Raw genomic sequence first — 17,711 nt, forward strand, 5'->3', positions numbered from 1 at the left:
CTCCCGCTGGCGAGAGTCGGGCAGCAGTTATCACGGCGCAATCGCCTCTGCCAGCCACGTCTGAAAACGCGCATAGGGTATGTAGAGTGCCACATCGCTATACAGCGTTTTTCCGCTTTGGTTATCATCGATCCGCCGGCTGTATCCTGTGATCACCCCAGCCAGCGTGTCATCACTGGCGTTATAGACTGCGCCGCCTGACATACCTTTCACTACGCCAGCACTGGCCGCCACCACCACACAGTTTGCTTTGTTCCAGCTGTTTACCAGCGTGGTATTCACCAGGTTCTCTCCGCTGGAGGCGACCGGCAGGGCAGAGATAAAGCTATAGCCATAAAGATTTACGCGATCGCCAATGTGGCCGTTACGGAACGCCGGCGGCAGGTTGCCCGCCCGGTTTTTATGGTAAACCACGGCGAGATCGCAGTCGGGGTGCCAGGCTTTTACCCGGTAGAGTGAGTATTTCGCCACGTGTGCCGCCGTCAGGCTGTAGTCGGCGGTGAGCGGGATAGTCGTGCCCAGCGTGCCGACCCCAAGAATGGTGGGAATACCGGTAACGGTCATATCCACCCGGCGCGCAGCTTCTTTACTGTATTCATAGTGTCCAACCGAGCAGCCGCTGAGGCAGCACGCCGCCAGCGCAATTATCCAGCGCATCTCTTTTTTCTCCTGTGGGGCGCTCACCTGCGCGCTGCGTTCTGACCGTTACCCGCTTCCGCCGGCTGAAAACCGGGCAACGCTATCACTATCCGCCACCGCGCCACAAGCCGGACCGGCGCTGATTATTGCCGCGCCGGCAACATAGCCTTGCGGCGCACAGGGTGGTTGCGCTGCCAGGGCTGTGTTTTAATGCAGCGTGACGCAGTTCAAATATTAATAAGCGTTCTGTTTTACCGTGCTGTGTTCGCAGTACGGCCCGCCTGCAAAATTATCTTGGGAGAGTGTGTTATGCCTGTTGCATTACTGGCGCTGGCGCTGAGTGCGTTCGCCATTGGCACCACGGAGTTTGTCATCATGGGGTTGCTGCCGGAAGTGGCAGGCGATCTGCAGGTGTCGATTCCTTCAGCCGGCTGGCTGATCAGCGGTTACGCGCTCGGCGTGGCGATTGGCGCGCCGATTATGGCGCTGCTGACCGCCAGCCTGCCGCGCAAGCGCACGCTGAGTCTGCTGATGGTGATCTTTATTATCGGTAACGTGCTCTGCGCGCTGGCCTATAGCTATAACCTGCTGATGCTGGCGCGTGTGGTCACCGCACTCTGCCACGGCGCGTTCTTTGGCATTGGATCGGTAGTGGCCGCAAGCCTGGTGGCGCCCGGCCGTCAGGCGTCAGCGGTGGCGCTGATGTTTACCGGGCTGACGCTGGCAAACGTGCTTGGCGTGCCGCTTGGCACCTGGTTTGGTCAGCTGTTTGGCTGGCGTGCCACCTTCTGGGGCGTGGCGATTATCGGCATTCTGGCGTTTATCGCCCTGATTGTCAGTCTGCCGGCAAATAAAGAAGAGAAGCCGGTTCATCTGGCCAGTGAGATTAGTGCGCTGGCCAACGGACGACTCTGGCTGTCGCTGCTGATGACGGTCTGCTTTGCCGCGGCGATGTTTGCGCTGTTCAGCTATATTGCGCCGCTGCTGCTTCAGGTCACCGGCATCAGCGACCGCGGCGTGAGCTGGACGCTGTTCCTGATTGGCGCCGGCCTGACGGCAGGTAATATCATTGGCGGCAAGCTGGCGGACTGGAAAGTCTCTTTCAGCCTGATCCTCAGCTTCTCACTGATTGCGCTGTTCTCACTGCTGTTCAGCTGGACCAGCCATGCGCTCTGGCTGGCTGAAATTACGCTGTTCCTGTGGGCCATGGCGACGTTTGCCACTGTACCCGGCCTGCAGATCAACGTGGTGCGCCACGGCAAAGAGGCACCGAACCTGGTTTCCACGCTCAACATCGCTGCTTTTAACGTGGGTAACGCGCTGGGTGCCTGGGTAGGCGGCGCCGTTATTGCGCGCGGCTACGGCCTGACGGCAGTGCCGGTTGCGGCTGCCGCCATCGCCGCTGTCGGCCTGGTGGTGTGTGTCATCACCTTCCGCAACGCTAACGGTCAGGGCGATACGGTCCGCGTCTGATCAAGCTGCGCGGCGATAAGCCCCGGAAATGCTGCCACCTGCTGCTGCAGGTGGTGGCAGAAGCGGTCAACCAGCGCAGAGGCGGGCCGGTGCTGAGGGCGGATCAGGCTCACGGTAAACGGCACGCTGATACTGAAACGCCGCATCACCACGCCGCTCGCCGCGTAATCCAACGCGGTGAGCGGATTTACAATCGATAAGCCAACCCCGGCGCGCACCATCGCGCATACCGACGCGGCGCTGTGCGTCTCCAGCACCAGCCGTCGCTCAACCTTCTGTTCCAGAAACAGCGCATCCAGCAGCTGACGATAGCTGTCATGCCGCGACAGGCTGACAAAATTCTGCTGATGGAAATCGGCAGGTGTCAGCACATCACGCTGACAGAGCGGATGCTGCGGCGGCAAAACGCACACTTCATCGCAGGTCAGCAGCGAGAGGCGTTCCGTGCCGGATGGCGCATGCTGTGTCTCAGTCAGGCCAAGATCGTAGCGCTGCGCCGACAGCCACTCCTCCAGCAGCGGCGACTCCTGCGGAATGATGTTCAGATTCACCTGCGGATAGCGCTGCATAAAGGGCTGCAGCAGAGGCGGCAGCAGCGACTGGGAAAATACCGGCAGGCAGGCCACCGACAGCTCGCCATGCCGGAACTGCCGTAATCCTTCCGCCGCATCGAGAATCCGGTCCAGTCCGTACCAGGAGCGCTGCACCTCTTCAAACAGACTCAGCGCCTGCATCGTGGGCTGCAGACGACCGCGCACCCGCTCAAACAGCGTCAGTCCCAGCTGCTGCTCCAGACGCGCCAGCTCACGGCTGACGGTGGGCTGCGAAGTGTGCAGCAGCGCGGCGGCCTGCGTCAGATTGCCACTGGTCATCACCGCATGGAAAATCTCAATATGCCGCCAGTTGATGTTCGCCATCGCTCCTCCATTAAAGGCATATCATATTTGCATAGCTGCCGCTAAAACAGATATTTCTGTGAATTGATGTGGTGTGGCTAAATGAGGGCAACAGTACAGGAGAATTGTTATGCCACGTCCGTTAGACACCACCGAATCTGCGCTTAACGCTACCCATCTGCTGCCGCTGGCGCAGCGCTACAGCGGTCCGTTCTGGGCCTATGACGCCGCCATTATTCAGCAGCGTATTGCGCAGCTCAGCCAGTTTGATGTGGTGCGCTTTGCGCAGAAAGCCTGCTCAAACATTCATATTCTGCGCCTGATGCGTCAGGCCGGGGTAAAAGTCGATTCCGTCTCGCTGGGTGAAATTGAACGCGCGCTGGCGGCGGGATTTGAACCGGGCGGTGAGGACATTGTGTTTACGGCGGACCTGCTGGATCTGCCGACGCTTCAGCGCGTGGCTGAGCTGCAGGTACCGGTAAACGCCGGTTCGGTAGATATGCTGCACCAGCTGGGCGCGCGTTCGCCGGGCCATAAAGTGTGGCTGCGTATCAATCCTGGTTTTGGTCACGGTCACAGCCAGAAAACCAATACCGGCGGCGAAAACAGCAAGCACGGCATCTGGTATGGCGATCTGCCGCTGGCGCTGGCTGCGATTCAGCAGCACGGTCTGCAGCTGGTGGGGCTGCACATGCATATCGGCTCCGGCGTGGATTATGCGCATCTGCAGCAGGTGTGTGACGCCATGGTCGACCAGGTGATTGCGTTTGGTCAGGATCTCAGCGCCATCTCAGCCGGGGGCGGGCTCTCTATTCCCTACCGCTTTGATGAAGAAGCGATCGATACCGACCACTATTTTGGCCTCTGGAGCCGCGCGCGCGATCGGATTGCCGCACACCTCGGGCATCCGGTGAAGCTGGAAATTGAACCGGGCCGCTTTCTGGTCGCTGAATCAGGCGTGCTGGTGTCGCAGGTGCGGGCGGTCAAAGCGATGGGCAGCCGTCACTTTGTGCTGGTCGATGCGGGCTTCAGCGATCTGATGCGTCCGGCCATGTATGGCAGCTATCACCATATCTCGGTACTGCCCGCTGATGGCCGTACGCCGGGTGCAGCCACGCAGGAGAGTGTGGTCGCCGGGCCGCTGTGTGAATCAGGCGATGTGTTTACCCAGCAGGAGGGCGGCAAGGTGGAGACCCGCGCGCTGCCTGCGGTGCAGCCTGGCGACTATCTGGTGTTTCACGACACTGGTGCTTACGGCGCGTCCATGTCCTCTAACTACAATAGCCGCCCGCTGATCCCGGAAGTGCTATTTGAAAACGGCAGCGTGCGTGAGATCCGCCGCGCGCAGACGATTCAGGAGCTGCTGGCGCTGGAGCTGAACTGATGCGTATTTTGCCGCTCAGCAGCGTGCCGCATCACGCCAGTCAGATAACTGACTGGCTGTGGCAGGCGTTTGGCGATGGCACAACGCGTGAGTTTTATCACAGTGTCGTGCGCAGCAGCCTGAACGGTGCCGATCTGCCGGTGACGTTTGTCGCACTGGACGCGCACGATATTCCGCTGGGCACTATCGGTTTCTGGCGCTGCGATCTGATCAGCCGCCAGGATCTCTGGCCGTGGGCGGCAGCGCTCTATGTCGATCCCGCCTCACGCGGTCAGGGCGTGAGCGAGGCGCTGCAGCAGCACGTGATCGATTTCGCCCGCGATCGCGGCCACGCGCGTATCTGGCTCTGGTCAACGTTTTCCGGCTACTACGAGCGGCACGGCTGGGAGTATGTCTGCGAAGCGCTGGAGTTTCCCGCCGAGCGGGTGAGGGTGTATAAGCAGGATCTGTGACGGAGGCCGGTTCCGTTCGCCACGGGGGCGGGCGCCGGTTCCGTTCGCTGCGGGGCCCGGGGGCTGGTTCCGTTCGCTACGGGGCCCCGAGGCTGGTTCCGTTCGCCGTCAGCGGCGGCAGCAGCCTGTGCTCCGGCACGGCGACCGGGCAGAGGACGCCTGGCCGCGCCCTCTGCACTCCCCGGCCCTGCGCCAGCCCCGTCCGCCGCTGCGCGGTTCCCTCGCTCACGCCCGCTTCCCCGGGACCGGCCGCCATTCGCTCCTGCTCACCGCGGCCTTTCGCCGACGTCCTGTCGGCTCATCCCGGAACCGTGCCCTCCCTCGGCGGACCCGGATGGCGCTTCCCGCTGCTGCTGCTTTTTTTCTCTTCAACAAGTGTCTTATGGCTGAAGGTTCTGTAGAGAAGCCTCAGCGCACACCAAACCAAATTTAAAAAAAGAAACGAAGAACTTGCAGGCGGGGAGGGGGGCGCTATCCGCAGCGCCGGGCGCGGATTGCTAAGGGTCGCGCCCACCCGCCCCTTAGCCCGTCCGCGTGCGGGAATGCCGCTGAAACTGCCAGAAGCCAGGCGGGCGGAACCCCTCCGGTGCCGCGCGCTGCTTAGCGCAAAGCTCCCGGCGCATCACTTATCCAGGCCCACCCACTGAGTGACGCCGCACCAGCGTCGGACTGAACATATTAGTGACTTCAGGCAGCTCGCTGCCGTGCGCCAGCGCCAGCGCCAGCTGTGCCGCCTGCTGCGCCATAGTGACAATAGGATAGCGCACGGTAGTAAGGCGCGGACGCACGTAACGTGACACCAGCACATCATCAAACCCGATGAGCGACATCTCCTCTGGTACGCGGATGCCGTTATCACTTAGCACCGCCAGCGCGCCAGCAGCCATCGAGTCGTTATAGCAGGCGACGGCCGTCAGAGACTTGCCGCGGCCCAGCAGCTCCGTCATCGCCTGCTCACCGCCTGTTTCATCAGGCTCACCCCAGGCCACCAGGCGGTCGTTACAGGGCAGGCCGTGTTCCCGCAGCGCATCGTAATAGCCCTGCAGGCGATCCTCTGCATCAGAAATGGTGTGCGTGGAGCAGATAAAAGCGATGTGCGTATGGCCCTGCTGAATAAGATGCCGGGTGGCGAGCCAGGCGCCATAGCGATCGTCAAGCGCAATACAGCGTGACTCAAAGCCCGGGATCAGCCGGTTCAGCAGCACCATACCCGGCACCTGACGCATCAGCATCTCCAGATCGTCTGCCGGAATTTTCTTGGCATGCACCACCAGCGCCGCGCAGCGATGGCGCATCAGCTGCTCAATCGCCTGCCGCTCTTTTTGTTCATTATGGTAACCGTTACCAATCAGCAGAAAGTTGCCGGTCTCGCCTGCCACTTCATCCACCGCTTTTACCATCGCGCCAAAAAAAGGGTCGGATACATCACCCACCACCAGCCCCAGCGTTTCAGTAGATTGCTGTGCCAGCGCGCGCGCATTGGCGTTAGGGTGATACTGCAGCTGCTCCATCGCCTGGGTTACCGCGAGGCGTGAACCTTCGCTGGCTTTGGGAGAGTTATTGATAACACGGGAAACGGTCGCAACCGACACCCCGGCCATACGGGCAACATCCTTTATGGTAGCCATGCAATTATCGACATCCAGGGAAAACGTTTACACATCGCATCAGTGTTACGGAAAAGCCCCTGGGCCGCAAGCGATCAGAATGCCAGCGTTGTCGCAAAAGCGCGGAAAATCAGCCGCTCACAGGCAGGCTTCTGGCGGAGTGCAGCCTCATGCTATGCTGCCGCGCATTCTCTGTTTATCTGCCGGACACTCTCATGAAAACACGCGTGCCGCACCTGGCGCACTGGGGCGCTTTTACCGCCGTGACGGAAGATGGTCGCCTGACAGGCTGCGAACCTTTCTTTGCCGATACCGATCCTTCACCGATGATCCACACCATCCCCGAGCTGGTTTACTCCGACAGGCGTATCCGCCAGCCAATGGTGCGCCGCTCGTGGCTGAAATCGCGCGAGAACAGCGATCGCACCCTGCGCGGGCGTGAAGACTTTGTGCCGGTCAGCTGGGATACCGCGCTCGATCTGGTCGCAGAAGAGAACCGCCGCGTACGCGAGCGCTACGGGGCAGCCGGCATCTTTACCGGCTCATACGGCTGGTCCTCGGCCGGACGGGTCAACCATGCGCGGACGCTGGTGCGGCGTTTCTATTTTCAGGGCGGCGGCGGGGTCGATCAGCAGGGCAACTACAGCTGGGGCGCCGCCCAGTTCTTCCTGCCCTATGTGATTGGCACTTACATGCCGCTGACCGGGCGCGTAACCGACTGGCCGCAGGTGGTGGAGCATGCGGAGATTTTTGTCGCCTTTGGTGGCCTGGCGTTGAAAAATGCGCAGGTCGCGTCCGGCGGAGCGGGGCAGCACAGCCTGAAGCCGGCGCTGGAGCAGCTGCGCGCCAGGGGCACTCCGGTAATCAACATCAGCCCGCAGCGCGATGACTGTCCGGCGTGGCTAAACGCCGAATGGATCCCGATTCGCCCCAATACCGATGTCGCGCTGATGCTGGCGCTGGGCTATGAGATCCTGCGCAACGGCGCCACTGACGACACCTTCCTCGCCACGCACTGCACCGGCTGGCCGCAGCTGCGCGCTTACCTGCTGGGCGAAAGCGACGGCGTGGCAAAAACCGCAGCCTGGGCGAGCGCCATTACCGCTATTCCGGCCGCACGTATTGCACAGCTGGCACAGCAGCTGGCGGGCAGGCGCAGCTTTATGACCAGCGCTTACTCCGTGCAGCGCGCCCACCGCGGTGAGCAGCCCTACTGGATGATGATTGCGCTCTCCTGCATGCTGGGTCAGCCGGGCCTGCCGGGCGCAGGCTTCTCATTCGGGCATGGCTCAATGAACAGCGTAGGCAATCCGCGTCAGGAGGGACCGGCGCCGATGATGAGCACCGGGCCTAATCCGGCCAATCTGGCGATTCCGGTAGCGCGCATCAGCGACATGCTGCTGCAGCCAGGCGAACCTTACGACTTCTGCGGTGAGACGCTGCACTATCCTGATATCCATCTGGTGCACTGGGCGGGCGGTAATCCGTTTCATCATCACCAGCAGCTTAACCGGCTGGTCGCCGGCTGGCAGCGGCCCGATACGGTGATTGTGCAGGATATTGTCTGGACGCCTGCGGCGCAGATGGCGGACATTGTGCTGCCGGTGACCACCACGCTGGAGCGCAACGATATTGGCGGCTCGTCGCGCGATCGCTTTGTGCTGGCGATGCACCAGGCAGTCAGGCCACAGCATCAGGCACGCAACGACTTCGATATTTTTGCTGACATCGCCGATCGCCTCGGTTATCGCGACCGCTTCACGGAAGGGCGCAACGAGATGCAGTGGATTGAGCATCTTTATCAGCAGTGCGCACAGGCACATGCGCGGCGCGGTATCGCTTTCCCGGCCTTCAGTGAGTTCTGGGAGCGCGGGTTTGTGGAGATCCCCGAGGGCGGGAAACCCTATATCTTTATGGAGGAGTTTCGCGCCGATCCGCAGGCGCATCCCATCGCCACCGCCAGCGGCAAAATTGAGCTCTTTTGCCAGACCATTGCGGACTATCAGCTGGATGACTTCGCGGGTCATCCCACCTGGTGTGAGCCGCAGGAGTGGCTGGGTGCGCCGCTGAGCAGCGACTATCCGCTGCATATGATCTCAGTGCAGCCTGCCGACCGGCTGCACAGCCAGCTGGATGCAACCCCTGCCGTTCAGGCCAATAAAACTGCCGGGCATGAGACGCTGTCGATGCATCCGCAGGATGCCGCGCAGCGCGGCATTGCCGACGGGGAGGTGGTTGAGGTAAGCAATGCGCGCGGCCGTATGCTGGCCGGCGTGCGCCTGACCGACGGCGTCGCGCCGGGCGTACTGATTATCGCGACCGGTGCATGGTTCGATCCCGGCTTTGGCGGCACGTGGCAGCCGTGGGATCGCGCCGGCAACCCGAACGTACTGACGCTGGATATCGGGACCTCTTCCCTGACGCAGGGACCGAACGCCATGAGCTGCCTGGTCGAAGTCAGAAAACATCACGGTTGCACAAACCACTAACAATCTCACCGCTGGTTACATTTTGCGGGCAACTGTTGCGTTTAAGCAGGTGCAGGGCTGTCAGCTGGCTTGCTACAGTCAGGGTCCCAGAGGTATTGATGGGTGAATATCAAAACGTTTTCTTGATTACACCAACCTGCGCAGATGCGCAGGTTTTTTTTGTCCGTCATCTCTGCAAATAACTGAAACACAGTTTTCCTGTCAACTTGCCAGGCCTTTCTTTATAACAGCCGATAACCAGTCTGGATAACGACTCTCACCGCAGCGGAATGCTATGCCTCCGATTAAAAAATTTCTGGGTAAAGACCAGATTAAAGCCCCGTTTAACCCGTTTCGTTTTCGTCTGATCTGTCTGGGCGTGCTGACCTGTATGGGACTGCTGCTCGCCCGCGTCGGCGATCTGCAGCTGATCAACCATCCGATGCTGGAGCATGAAGCGGATCAGCGCTCGCTGCGCACCGTTACGCTGCCCACGAATCGCGGCACGCTGCTGGATCGCGACGGCCAGGCGCTGGCGCTGAGCGTACCGTCGCGCGACATCATTGCCGATCCTAAACGGGTGCTGGAGGCGAATCCCGACTTCAGCAGTGCAAAGTGGGGCTATCTGGCGGCGGCGCTCAGCATGCGGCCGGAAGATCTGCAGGCGCAGATTACGGCTAACCCGAAAAAGCGGTTTCTCTATCTGGGACGTAAGATTGAGCTGGGGATCGCCAAAGATATCGCCAAACTGCACCTGAAAGGGATCAGCTCGGTCTATAACGACAGCCGGTTTTATCCGATGAGTGAAGCGGCTGCGCCGCTGATTGGCATTGTGGGAGCTGACAGCAACGGGCTTAACGGGCTGGAGAAAGGGTTTGATCGGGTGCTGCAGGGCGAGCCAGGCAAAGAGGTCTATCGCCAGGATGGCGAGGGCAATATCATTTCGATGATCGATTATGAGCCGCCGAAGCAGCCGCCCACGGTGCAGCTCAGCATCGACAAGTTTGATCAGTTTACCCTCTACAGCAGGCTGCGCGACGGCGTGCTGCTGAACAAAGCGGACTCCGGCGCCGCGGTGCTGGTGAAGATCGATACCGGTGAAATTCTGGCAATGGCATCGTATCCCTCATTCAACCCGAATAATTTCGACAAGGCGACACCCGCGCAGATGCGTAACGTCGCCATCAATGACAGCTTTGAACCCGGCTCAACGGTCAAACCGCTGGTAGTGATGGAGGGTCTGGAGCGCCATCTGGTGAGGCCTGACTCGGTGATTGATACCACCCCCTACAGCGTCAATGGCCATCTTATCCGCGACGTCGGTCACTGGCCGCGTCTCACCATGACCGGCATTTTGCAAAAATCGAGTGATATCGGCGTATCGCATATTGCGCTGGCGATGCCGGCGGAAGCGCTGGTCAACACCTATCAGGCATTTGGTCTCGGCAAGCCTACCGGACTGGGATTAACCGGTGAGAGCGTGGGCTACTTTCCGCTGCATCGCGAGCGCTGGGCGGACATTGAACGTGCAACCTTCTCCTTTGGTTACGGCCTGCGCGTGACGCCGCTGCAGATTGCGCGCGAATATGCCACGCTGGGCTCGTTTGGCGTTTATCGTCCGCTGTCGATAACCAAAGTCACGCCACCGGTGCTGGGCAAACAGGTAGCCAATCCGCAGATTGTACAGACCGTGGTGCATATGCTGGAGAGTGACGTGCTGCCGGGCGGCACCGGTATCAAGGCTGCGGTACCAGGTTATCGCCTGGCGACCAAAACCGGTACCGCAGAGAAGATGGGCAGCAGCGGCAAATATGATGGCGGTTACGTGAACTATACCGCCGGGATCGCGCCAGCCAGCCATCCGGAGGTGGCGCTGGTAGTGATGATCAACCATCCGACCGCGGGCGATCACTTCGGCGGCTCGGTGGCCGCGCCCATCTTCGGCAATATTATGGGACCGGTGCTGAAGCACATGAACATTGCGCCGGATGCGCTTTACAGCAAGCCACCGTCAGATAAATCCTAGCTAAATCAAAATGTAACCAGCAGGATGTGCTGTTCATACCTGGTTGCATTTCGCTGAATACGGTTGCGTTTAGCCGCTGTTATTTCGCAGGGTGCTGCGCGACGATAGCGATCCCAGAGGTATGATTGGTGTGAAGATCGGCTGCTGCGGCAGCGATACCTGCACTGCAGGTATAACCCTGTTCGGTTGCACCGACCCACGCAGACGCGTGGGTTTTTTTTATCTTTTTTTTGCGGCCCCGCATCGCTGTTTGTCAGGGACTCCGCTTTAATTCTGCTCTGTACTTGTCGCCGCCCGGCAAATCCTGCAAGGTAATTACCATTTTTGACCTTGCTAAGGAGCTGGCATGCTATTTACCCTTTTGCGCACTCTCTGTCGCCTGCTATGGCGCGTGGAGCTGCGCGGCGATCTTACGGCGCTGCATAAAGAGAAAGTGCTGATCGCGCCTAATCATATGTCCTTTCTGGATGGCGTGCTGGTTGCGCTGTTTTTACCGATCAGGCCGGTATTTGCGGTCTATTCTGCTATCAGCACCCGCTGGTATATGCGCCTGCTGAAACCGATTATCGACTTTGTCCCGCTCGATCCCACTAAGCCGATGTCGATCAAACATCTGGTTCGCATGATTAACACCGGCCGCCCGGTGGTGATTTTCCCGGAAGGTCGTATCACCGTGACCGGGTCGCTGATGAAGATCTACAGCGGTGCCGGCTTTGTGGCGGCGAAATCGGGCGCGACGGTGGTGCCGATGCGCATTGAGGGAGCGGAGTACACGCCGTTTGGCCGTCTTGGCGGGGTATTTAAGCGTCGCCTGTTTCCCCGGATTACGCTGAGCGTGCTGCCAGCGACCCATATTCCGATGCCGGAGGCGAAACGCGCCCGCGACCGGCGCGTGCTGGCAGGTGAACACCTGCACCATATTATGATGGAAGCGCGCATGGCGGTGCGCCCGCGCGAAACGCTCTACGAAGCTTTTCTCAGCGCGCGTACCCGCTACGGACTGACCAAAGCCTGTATTGAAGATGTAAATTTTCAGCCGGACAGCTACACCGGCCTGCTGAAAAAGGCGCTTGGGGTGGGACGTATTCTTGAGCGCTACAGCCGGCAGGGAGAATATATTGGTCTGCTGCTGCCTAATGCTACCGTGACCGCTGCAGCGATCCTCGGTGCATCCATGCGCGGGCGCGTTCCGGCCATGCTCAACTATACGGCTGGCGTCAGCGGCATGCGTGCCGCGCTGACCGCCTCGCAGGTAAAAACCGTGTTTACCTCACGCCAGTTTCTGGAAAAAGGCAACCTGTGGCATCTGCCGCAGGGGCTGACTGAAGTCGAATGGATTTACCTCGAAGATCTTAAAGAGACGGTAACGCTGCAGGATAAGCTATGGATCCTTGGCCATCTGCTGCTGCCGCGCCGGGCACAGCTGGCGCAGCAGCCGGAAGAGGCGGCGATGGTGCTGTTTACCTCTGGTTCGGAAGGCCATCCTAAAGGGGTGGTGCATTCTCATAAGAGCCTGCTGGCTAACGTGGAGCAGATCCGCACCGTGGCCGACTTTACGCCGCGCGATCGCTTTATGTCAGCGCTGCCGCTGTTTCACGCCTTCGGCCTGACGGTGGGCCTCTTCACGCCGCTGCTCACCGGGGCGCAGGTTTTCCTCTATCCCAGTCCGCTGCACTATCGCATCGTGCCGGAGCTGGTTTATGACCGCAACTGCACCGTTCTGTTCGGTACGTCAACGTTTCTGGGTAACTACGCGCGCTTCGCCAGCCCCTATGATTTTGCCCGTTTGCGCTACGTGGTAGCCGGTGCGGAGAAGCTGCAGGAAGGCACGCGCCAGCTCTATATGGAGAAATACGGTATTCGTATTCTTGAGGGCTATGGCGTCACCGAGTGCGCGCCGGTTGTGGCGATCAACGTGCCGATGGCTGCCCGCACGCATACCGTTGGCCGTCTGCTGCCCGGCATGGATTCCCGTCTGATTTCAGTGCCGGGCATTGAGCAGGGTGGACGGCTGCAGCTGCGCGGCCCGAATATCATGAATGGCTATCTGCGTGTTGACGCGCCCGGCGTGCTGGAACCGCCCGTGGCGGACAACGGCGAAGGTGTGATGGAGGCGGGCTGGTATGATACCGGTGATATTGTCAGTTTCGATGAAGGCGGTTTTTGTCAGATTCAGGGCCGGGCGAAGCGCTTTGCCAAGATAGCCGGTGAGATGGTGTCGCTGGAGAGCGTTGAACAGATTGCGCTGAAAGCCTCCGGTGAAAAACAGCATGCCGCCTCGCTGCGTCCGGACGGTAATCGCGGCGAAGCGCTGGTGCTGTTTACCACCGACAGCGAGCTGACGCGCGAGCAGCTGCTGCAGGCGGCGCGTGAAACCGGTGCGCCAGAGCTGGCGGTGCCGCGCGATATCCGCGTCATGAAACAGCTGCCGATGCTCGGCAGCGGTAAGCCAGACTACGTCAGCCTGAAGCAGCTGGCGGAAGAGGAGAGAGCATGAGCCAGCATGGGGAGGCCCGCGCTCCGCTGCTGTCGCGCGGTATGATTGCCGTGATCGTGGCGCAGTTTTTTTCCGCTTTTGGTGATAACGCGCTGCTGTTTGCCACGCTGGCAGTGCTGAAAAATCAGTTCTACCCCGACTGGAGCCAGCCGGTCCTGCAGATGCTGTTTGTCGCCACCTATATTCTGCTGGCGCCGTTTGTCGGGCAGATGGCCGACAGCTTCGCCAAAGGACGGGTGATGATGCTGGCGAATAGTCTGAAGCTGCTGGGTGCGCTGACCATCTGTTTCGGCTTTAATCCGTTTCTCGGCTATACGCTGGTGGGCATCGGCGCGGCCGCTTACTCGCCGGCGAAGTATGGCATTCTGACGGAAATCACCAGCGGTGAACGTCTGGTGAAAGCCAACGGGCTGATGGAGGCATCGACCATCGCGGCCATTCTGCTCGGTTCGGTAGCGGGCGGGATACTGGCGGACTGGCATCTGCTGATGGCGCTGGCCGCCTGTGCGCTGACCTACGCGCTGGCGGTCGTCGCCAATCTCTTCATTCCCCGCCTCAGCGCGGCGCGTCCCGGTCAGAGCTGGCATGCGCTCAGGATGCTGCGCAGCTTCAGCGGTGCAGCACGCCAGCTGTGGCATAACGGCGAGACGCGTTTTTCCCTGCTGGGTACCAGTCTGTTCTGGGGAGCAGGGGTCACGCTGCGTTTCCTGCTGGTGCTCTGGGTGCCGGTGGCCTTAGGCATTACCGATAACAAAACGCCCACCACCCTCAACGCCATGGTAGCGATAGGAATTGTACTGGGCGCGGCGGCGGCGGCTAAGCTGGTGACGCTGCAGACGGTGCGGCGCTGTATGCCGGCAGGGGTGCTGATAGGAGTGATGGTTGTGCTGTTTTCGCTGCAAACCACGCTGCTGAACGCTTATCTCCTGCTGATGGCGATCGGCGCCCTGGGCGGTTTTTTTGTGGTGCCGCTCAATGCACTGCTGCAGGAGCGCGGTAAGGCGAGCGTGGGTTCAGGTAATGCAATTGCCGTGCAGAACCTCGGCGAGAATAGCGCCATGCTGCTGATGCTGGGTCTCTATACCCTGGCGATTAAGCTCGGTGCCCCGGCGATTGCCACCGGCACAGGCTTTGGCATAGCATTTGCCGCCGCAATCGCGCTGCTGTGGTGGAAATCGCGTCCCGTATCCCCGTAGGGGCCGCATTTATGCGACCCTGGTGCATTCACAGGGCGTCATTAATGACGCCCCTACGAATTCCCATCGCATGATTCAAAATTCCCGTAGGGGTCGTATTCATGCGACCCTGGTGCATTCACAGGGCGTCATTAATGACGCCCTGTGAATTCCCATCGCATGATTCAACATTCCCGTAGGGGTCGCATTTATGCGACCCTGGCGTATGTATCGATGCACCTGCGTTTATACGATTTCACCGCAATCAAAAAGGGCGTCATTAATGACGCCCTTGCGTTAATCTCCGCCGTATTCATATAACCCTGAAAAATTACGGTGCGGGATAGGTATACTGCCGGTGGATGGTTTCCAGCGCTTCCAGCACATCGGCGTTCAGCGTCAGATTAAAACTCTCCACATTCGTTTTCAGCTGCTCCAGCGTGGTCGCGCCCAGCAGGGTACTGGCAACGAACGGCTGCTGGCGCACATAGGCGAGGGCCATTTGCGATGGATCCAGATTATGCTGCTTTGCCAGGTCGACATAGGCGGCGATCGCCTGTTGCGACTGCTCACTGCTGTAACGGGTAAAGCGGCTGAACAGCGTGTTGCGGGCGCCAGCGGGCTTCGCGCCATTCAGGTACTTGCCGCTCAGAGTACCAAATGCGAGGCTTGAGTAAGCCAGCAGCTCCACGCCTTCATGCTGACTAATCTCGGCCAGCCCAACCTCAAAGCTACGGTTCAGCAGACTGTAAGGGTTCTGAATCGTCACAATCCGCGGCAGTTCATGTTTTTCAGCCAGCTGCAGATAGCGCATTACGCCCCAGGCGGTCTCATTCGAAACGCCAATGTAGCGGATCTTACCGGCGCGCACCTGTTCGGTCAGCGCTTCCAGCGTCTCCAGCAGGGTCACGGTCGCGGTACTTTCGCTGTACTCGTAGCCGAGCTTGCCAAAGTAGTTAGTCTGGCGCTGCGGCCAGTGCAGCTGATAAAGATCGAGGTAGTCGGTATTCAGACGCTTCAGGCTGGCATCCAGCGCCTCGCGAATGTTTTTGCGATCGAGCGCCTGATGCGGGCGGATCAGCGCGTCGCTGCCGCGAACCGGCCCGGCGACTTTGCTGGCGAGGATCACTTTATCGCGGCTGCCGCGCTTTTTCAGCCAGCTGCCAATGTATTGTTCAGTTAATCCCTGGGTTTCAGGACGCGGCGGAACCGGGTACATCTCTGCGGTATCGATCAGATTGATGCCCTGGCTCACAGCGTAATCGAGTTGTTCGTGGGCGTCGGCTTCGCTGTTTTGCTCACCAAACGTCATCGTGCCTAGCCCCAGTTGACTGACTTCCAGCGTACTATGGGGGATACGGTGATAATGCATTGCCGGCTTCCTTTTTTCATTATGAAACGGAATGTTCTGTCCTTTCGGACTATAGCCTGTCTGACACAGAGGAAGGAAGAGGGGAAACTCCGGGAAATCGCCTGCACGGAGGAAAACGCCGTGCAGGCCGGGTAATCTGGCACTTAACGTTCAATGATGGTGGAAACTTCATCACCGTTGATCTGCATAACGTGACCCTGCCGATCGGTGTACTCAACCAGGCCGGTCTCTTTATCGATCGAGGGCTTGCCCTCGGTCATAATCATCTGGCCATCTTTTGTTGCCATCACATAGTCACTACTGCAACCGCTCAGCACTGACGCTGCCAGCAGTAAACCCGCTACACCCGCTAACCCTTTCATTATCCGCTCCCTGAGCTGCTCCAACTGCAAAAGTGTAGTAATAAATGCTTTTACCTGACGAAGTAATCGCATGATTCTTAAAAAAGCGAGAGATAGCGTGCATTAGCTTGACAAGCAGGCACGTTTCCTGCTGGTTGCTCAGCACACTGAAGAGTGTAACGTTAGCTGGCGGACGCTGGCAAAACCAGACGTCGGAAAATGTGCGGTATAAGAGAGCGTGTAGTGAATTACAGTAAAAAATGGCGCGCCAGCAGCGCAGCCGTAAAGTGCTTTTTAAGATAGAAGCCGCGCGGCAGCGTCATAATGCGTTCACCATGCTCACCTACGGCTTCCGTCAGCGCCCGGTTGTTGGCTGCTTTGGGACGGATTTGCAGCCAGGCGCCGTGGCGGGCGGTAATACGCTCGACCTGCCCCAGCACAATCATATCCATCAGCTCCTCCCAGTCGGCGCGCAGCTGCTGCTCCTCTTCTGCGTCTGGCTGCCAGAGCAGGGGCGTACCCACCCGACGCTCAGCCAGTGGGATCGTGCGCTCGCCCTCAACCGGGATCCACAATACCCGCGCCAGCTTATGGCGCACATGGCTTGACGCCCAGGTCACGCCGCTGTTACCCGTCAGCGGCGCCACACAGACAAAGGTGGTCTCCAGTGGCCTGCCCTGAGCATCAACCGGAATGGTTTTAAGCTCGATACCCAAATGCGCAAAATCCTGCTCCGCTTTACTGCCGGCGCTGGCACCCAGGTGCAGCTCCAGCAGCATGCCGACCCAGCCTTTATCGCGTTTAAGATTATCAGGTACCGGCAGGTTAAGCCGGGCTGCCAGGGTTTCCAGCCGCTCTCCGGCCAGCTGATGCGCACGCTGCAGCAACTCTTCTTCACTTATCGGGGAACCGGGCAAAGGATCGTGAAATGTCATGATCAATATCTGAGTTGGTTAAAAAATAATCAGTTTGCGGGCGGGCAGGTTGTCCACATCGCCTCTTTCTGAACGGGCGTCATAATAGCATGATTCACACTGCTTTTTTGAATGACTGCAGCAGCAGGTACGGTTCAGAGAGACAGTTTATCCCGATTTGTCCGCCACAATAAACAGGATATCAGTGTAAGTTATCCACAGATAAATGGGATAAGCCCGTCCTGAACCGATCCCTGTTTCTATTTACAGGGCCTGCTGAACCGCAATGCGCGATTTTTTTGCATCATCTGACCAGGTTTAGGGCATTCCTTGTGGATAAAAACAACGGCGGTTGTTTTTTAATCACACGTCTCTCTTTATCTGACCCTCGCTAAAAAAAGCCTTTCTGACTGACACCATTTTTTTAATTAAGCTATTAATTATAATCATGTATTTATCAGGATAAG

Annotated in this window: 13 protein-coding genes; 7 read left to right on the forward strand and 6 right to left on the reverse strand. The window is 59.2% G+C overall.

Annotated features, from left to right (window positions below; genetic code table 11):
- Nucleotides 1-30: 30 nt before the first annotated feature.
- Nucleotides 31-657, reverse strand: a complete 627-nt coding sequence (locus F3J39_RS10270) for a hypothetical protein (RefSeq protein WP_104085477.1) — start codon at nucleotides 655-657, stop codon at nucleotides 31-33.
- A gap of 291 nt (nucleotides 658-948) precedes the next feature.
- On the opposite strand from F3J39_RS10270, the gene F3J39_RS10275 reads away from it, so the two are divergent.
- The gene (locus F3J39_RS10275; RefSeq protein ID WP_071668563.1) at nucleotides 949-2,112 is read left to right on the forward strand and encodes an MFS transporter; all 1,164 of its coding nucleotides are present in this window, start codon (nucleotides 949-951) and stop codon (nucleotides 2,110-2,112) included.
- On the opposite strand, the gene F3J39_RS10280 is transcribed toward F3J39_RS10275, so the two are convergent.
- Nucleotides 2,088-3,029, reverse strand: coding sequence for a LysR family transcriptional regulator (locus tag F3J39_RS10280; protein ID WP_094112156.1), 942 nt, complete (start codon nucleotides 3,027-3,029; stop codon nucleotides 2,088-2,090). The two genes, F3J39_RS10275 and F3J39_RS10280, sit on opposite strands and share 25 nt — an antisense overlap.
- Nucleotides 3,030-3,138: 109 nt before the next feature.
- Here F3J39_RS10280 and lysA point away from each other — a divergent pair, with 109 nt between their 5' ends.
- On the forward strand, nucleotides 3,139-4,392 hold the full coding sequence (gene lysA / locus F3J39_RS10285; RefSeq protein WP_104085478.1) for a diaminopimelate decarboxylase: 1,254 nt from the start codon (nucleotides 3,139-3,141) through the stop codon (nucleotides 4,390-4,392).
- The gene (locus tag F3J39_RS10290) at nucleotides 4,392-4,844 is read left to right on the forward strand and encodes a GNAT family N-acetyltransferase (RefSeq protein WP_175540455.1); all 453 of its coding nucleotides are present in this window, start codon (nucleotides 4,392-4,394) and stop codon (nucleotides 4,842-4,844) included. The genes lysA and F3J39_RS10290 overlap by 1 nt, the downstream gene beginning before the upstream one ends.
- A 626-nt stretch (nucleotides 4,845-5,470) precedes the next feature.
- Here the strand turns inward: F3J39_RS10290 and galR are convergent.
- Complete coding sequence (gene galR / locus F3J39_RS10295; protein ID WP_039379986.1) at nucleotides 5,471-6,472, reverse strand: HTH-type transcriptional regulator GalR; 1,002 nt, start codon at nucleotides 6,470-6,472, stop codon at nucleotides 5,471-5,473.
- 194 nt (nucleotides 6,473-6,666) lie between these two features.
- Here galR and F3J39_RS10300 point away from each other — a divergent pair, with 194 nt between their 5' ends.
- From F3J39_RS10300 to lplT, 4 genes are all read left to right on the forward strand, one after another.
- Nucleotides 6,667-8,940, forward strand: coding sequence for a molybdopterin guanine dinucleotide-containing S/N-oxide reductase (locus F3J39_RS10300; RefSeq protein ID WP_039379984.1), 2,274 nt, complete (start codon nucleotides 6,667-6,669; stop codon nucleotides 8,938-8,940).
- A gap of 274 nt (nucleotides 8,941-9,214) precedes the next feature.
- Complete coding sequence (locus F3J39_RS10305; RefSeq protein ID WP_071668559.1) at nucleotides 9,215-10,945, forward strand: penicillin-binding transpeptidase domain-containing protein; 1,731 nt, start codon at nucleotides 9,215-9,217, stop codon at nucleotides 10,943-10,945.
- Nucleotides 10,946-11,291: 346 nt separating this feature from the next.
- On the forward strand, nucleotides 11,292-13,442 hold the full coding sequence (aas, locus tag F3J39_RS10310) for a bifunctional acyl-ACP--phospholipid O-acyltransferase/long-chain-fatty-acid--ACP ligase (protein WP_039379979.1): 2,151 nt from the start codon (nucleotides 11,292-11,294) through the stop codon (nucleotides 13,440-13,442).
- Nucleotides 13,439-14,638 carry a lysophospholipid transporter LplT gene (lplT, locus tag F3J39_RS10315; RefSeq protein ID WP_104085481.1) on the forward strand — a complete coding sequence of 400 codons (1,200 nt, stop codon included), beginning with the start codon at nucleotides 13,439-13,441 and terminating at the stop codon, nucleotides 14,636-14,638. The genes aas and lplT overlap by 4 nt, the downstream gene beginning before the upstream one ends.
- Nucleotides 14,639-14,948: 310 nt before the next feature.
- Here lplT and F3J39_RS10320 read toward each other — a convergent pair whose 3' ends face one another.
- From F3J39_RS10320 to mutH, 3 genes are all read right to left on the reverse strand, one after another.
- The gene (locus F3J39_RS10320) at nucleotides 14,949-15,989 is read right to left on the reverse strand and encodes an NADP(H)-dependent aldo-keto reductase (RefSeq protein ID WP_039379975.1); all 1,041 of its coding nucleotides are present in this window, start codon (nucleotides 15,987-15,989) and stop codon (nucleotides 14,949-14,951) included.
- A gap of 143 nt (nucleotides 15,990-16,132) precedes the next feature.
- Nucleotides 16,133-16,351 carry a YgdI/YgdR family lipoprotein gene (locus tag F3J39_RS10325; protein ID WP_039379973.1) on the reverse strand — a complete coding sequence of 73 codons (219 nt, stop codon included), beginning with the start codon at nucleotides 16,349-16,351 and terminating at the stop codon, nucleotides 16,133-16,135.
- Between the two features lie 227 nt (nucleotides 16,352-16,578).
- Nucleotides 16,579-17,265 (reverse strand): DNA mismatch repair endonuclease MutH, encoded by a 687-nt coding sequence (gene mutH / locus F3J39_RS10330; protein WP_039379971.1) that lies wholly within the window; start codon nucleotides 17,263-17,265, stop codon nucleotides 16,579-16,581.
- Between the last annotated feature and the right edge of the window lie 446 nt (nucleotides 17,266-17,711).

Source organism: Pantoea sp. Acro-807 (assembly GCF_011752675.1).
In the GTDB taxonomy this organism is placed as follows: domain Bacteria; phylum Pseudomonadota; class Gammaproteobacteria; order Enterobacterales; family Enterobacteriaceae; genus Pantoea; species Pantoea eucrina.

Excerpts from the sequence above, each read along its gene's own strand:
- F3J39_RS10320 (WP_039379975.1), bottom strand. The coding sequence starts at position 15,989 with ATGCATTATCACCGTATCCCCCATAGTACGCTGGAAGTCAGTCAACTG.
- F3J39_RS10325 (WP_039379973.1), bottom strand. The coding sequence starts at position 16,351 with ATGAAAGGGTTAGCGGGTGTAGCGGGTTTACTGCTGGCAGCGTCAGTG.
- galR (WP_039379986.1), bottom strand. The coding sequence starts at position 6,472 with ATGGCTACCATAAAGGATGTTGCCCGTATGGCCGGGGTGTCGGTTGCG.
- F3J39_RS10290 (WP_175540455.1), top strand. The coding sequence starts at position 4,392 with ATGCGTATTTTGCCGCTCAGCAGCGTGCCGCATCACGCCAGTCAGATA.
- lplT (WP_104085481.1), top strand. The coding sequence starts at position 13,439 with ATGAGCCAGCATGGGGAGGCCCGCGCTCCGCTGCTGTCGCGCGGTATG.
- F3J39_RS10275 (WP_071668563.1), top strand. The coding sequence starts at position 949 with ATGCCTGTTGCATTACTGGCGCTGGCGCTGAGTGCGTTCGCCATTGGC.
- F3J39_RS10280 (WP_094112156.1), bottom strand. The coding sequence starts at position 3,029 with ATGGCGAACATCAACTGGCGGCATATTGAGATTTTCCATGCGGTGATG.
- F3J39_RS10270 (WP_104085477.1), bottom strand. The coding sequence starts at position 657 with ATGCGCTGGATAATTGCGCTGGCGGCGTGCTGCCTCAGCGGCTGCTCG.
- aas (WP_039379979.1), top strand. The coding sequence starts at position 11,292 with ATGCTATTTACCCTTTTGCGCACTCTCTGTCGCCTGCTATGGCGCGTG.
- mutH (WP_039379971.1), bottom strand. The coding sequence starts at position 17,265 with ATGACATTTCACGATCCTTTGCCCGGTTCCCCGATAAGTGAAGAAGAG.
- F3J39_RS10300 (WP_039379984.1), top strand. The coding sequence starts at position 6,667 with ATGAAAACACGCGTGCCGCACCTGGCGCACTGGGGCGCTTTTACCGCC.
- lysA (WP_104085478.1), top strand. The coding sequence starts at position 3,139 with ATGCCACGTCCGTTAGACACCACCGAATCTGCGCTTAACGCTACCCAT.
- F3J39_RS10305 (WP_071668559.1), top strand. The coding sequence starts at position 9,215 with ATGCCTCCGATTAAAAAATTTCTGGGTAAAGACCAGATTAAAGCCCCG.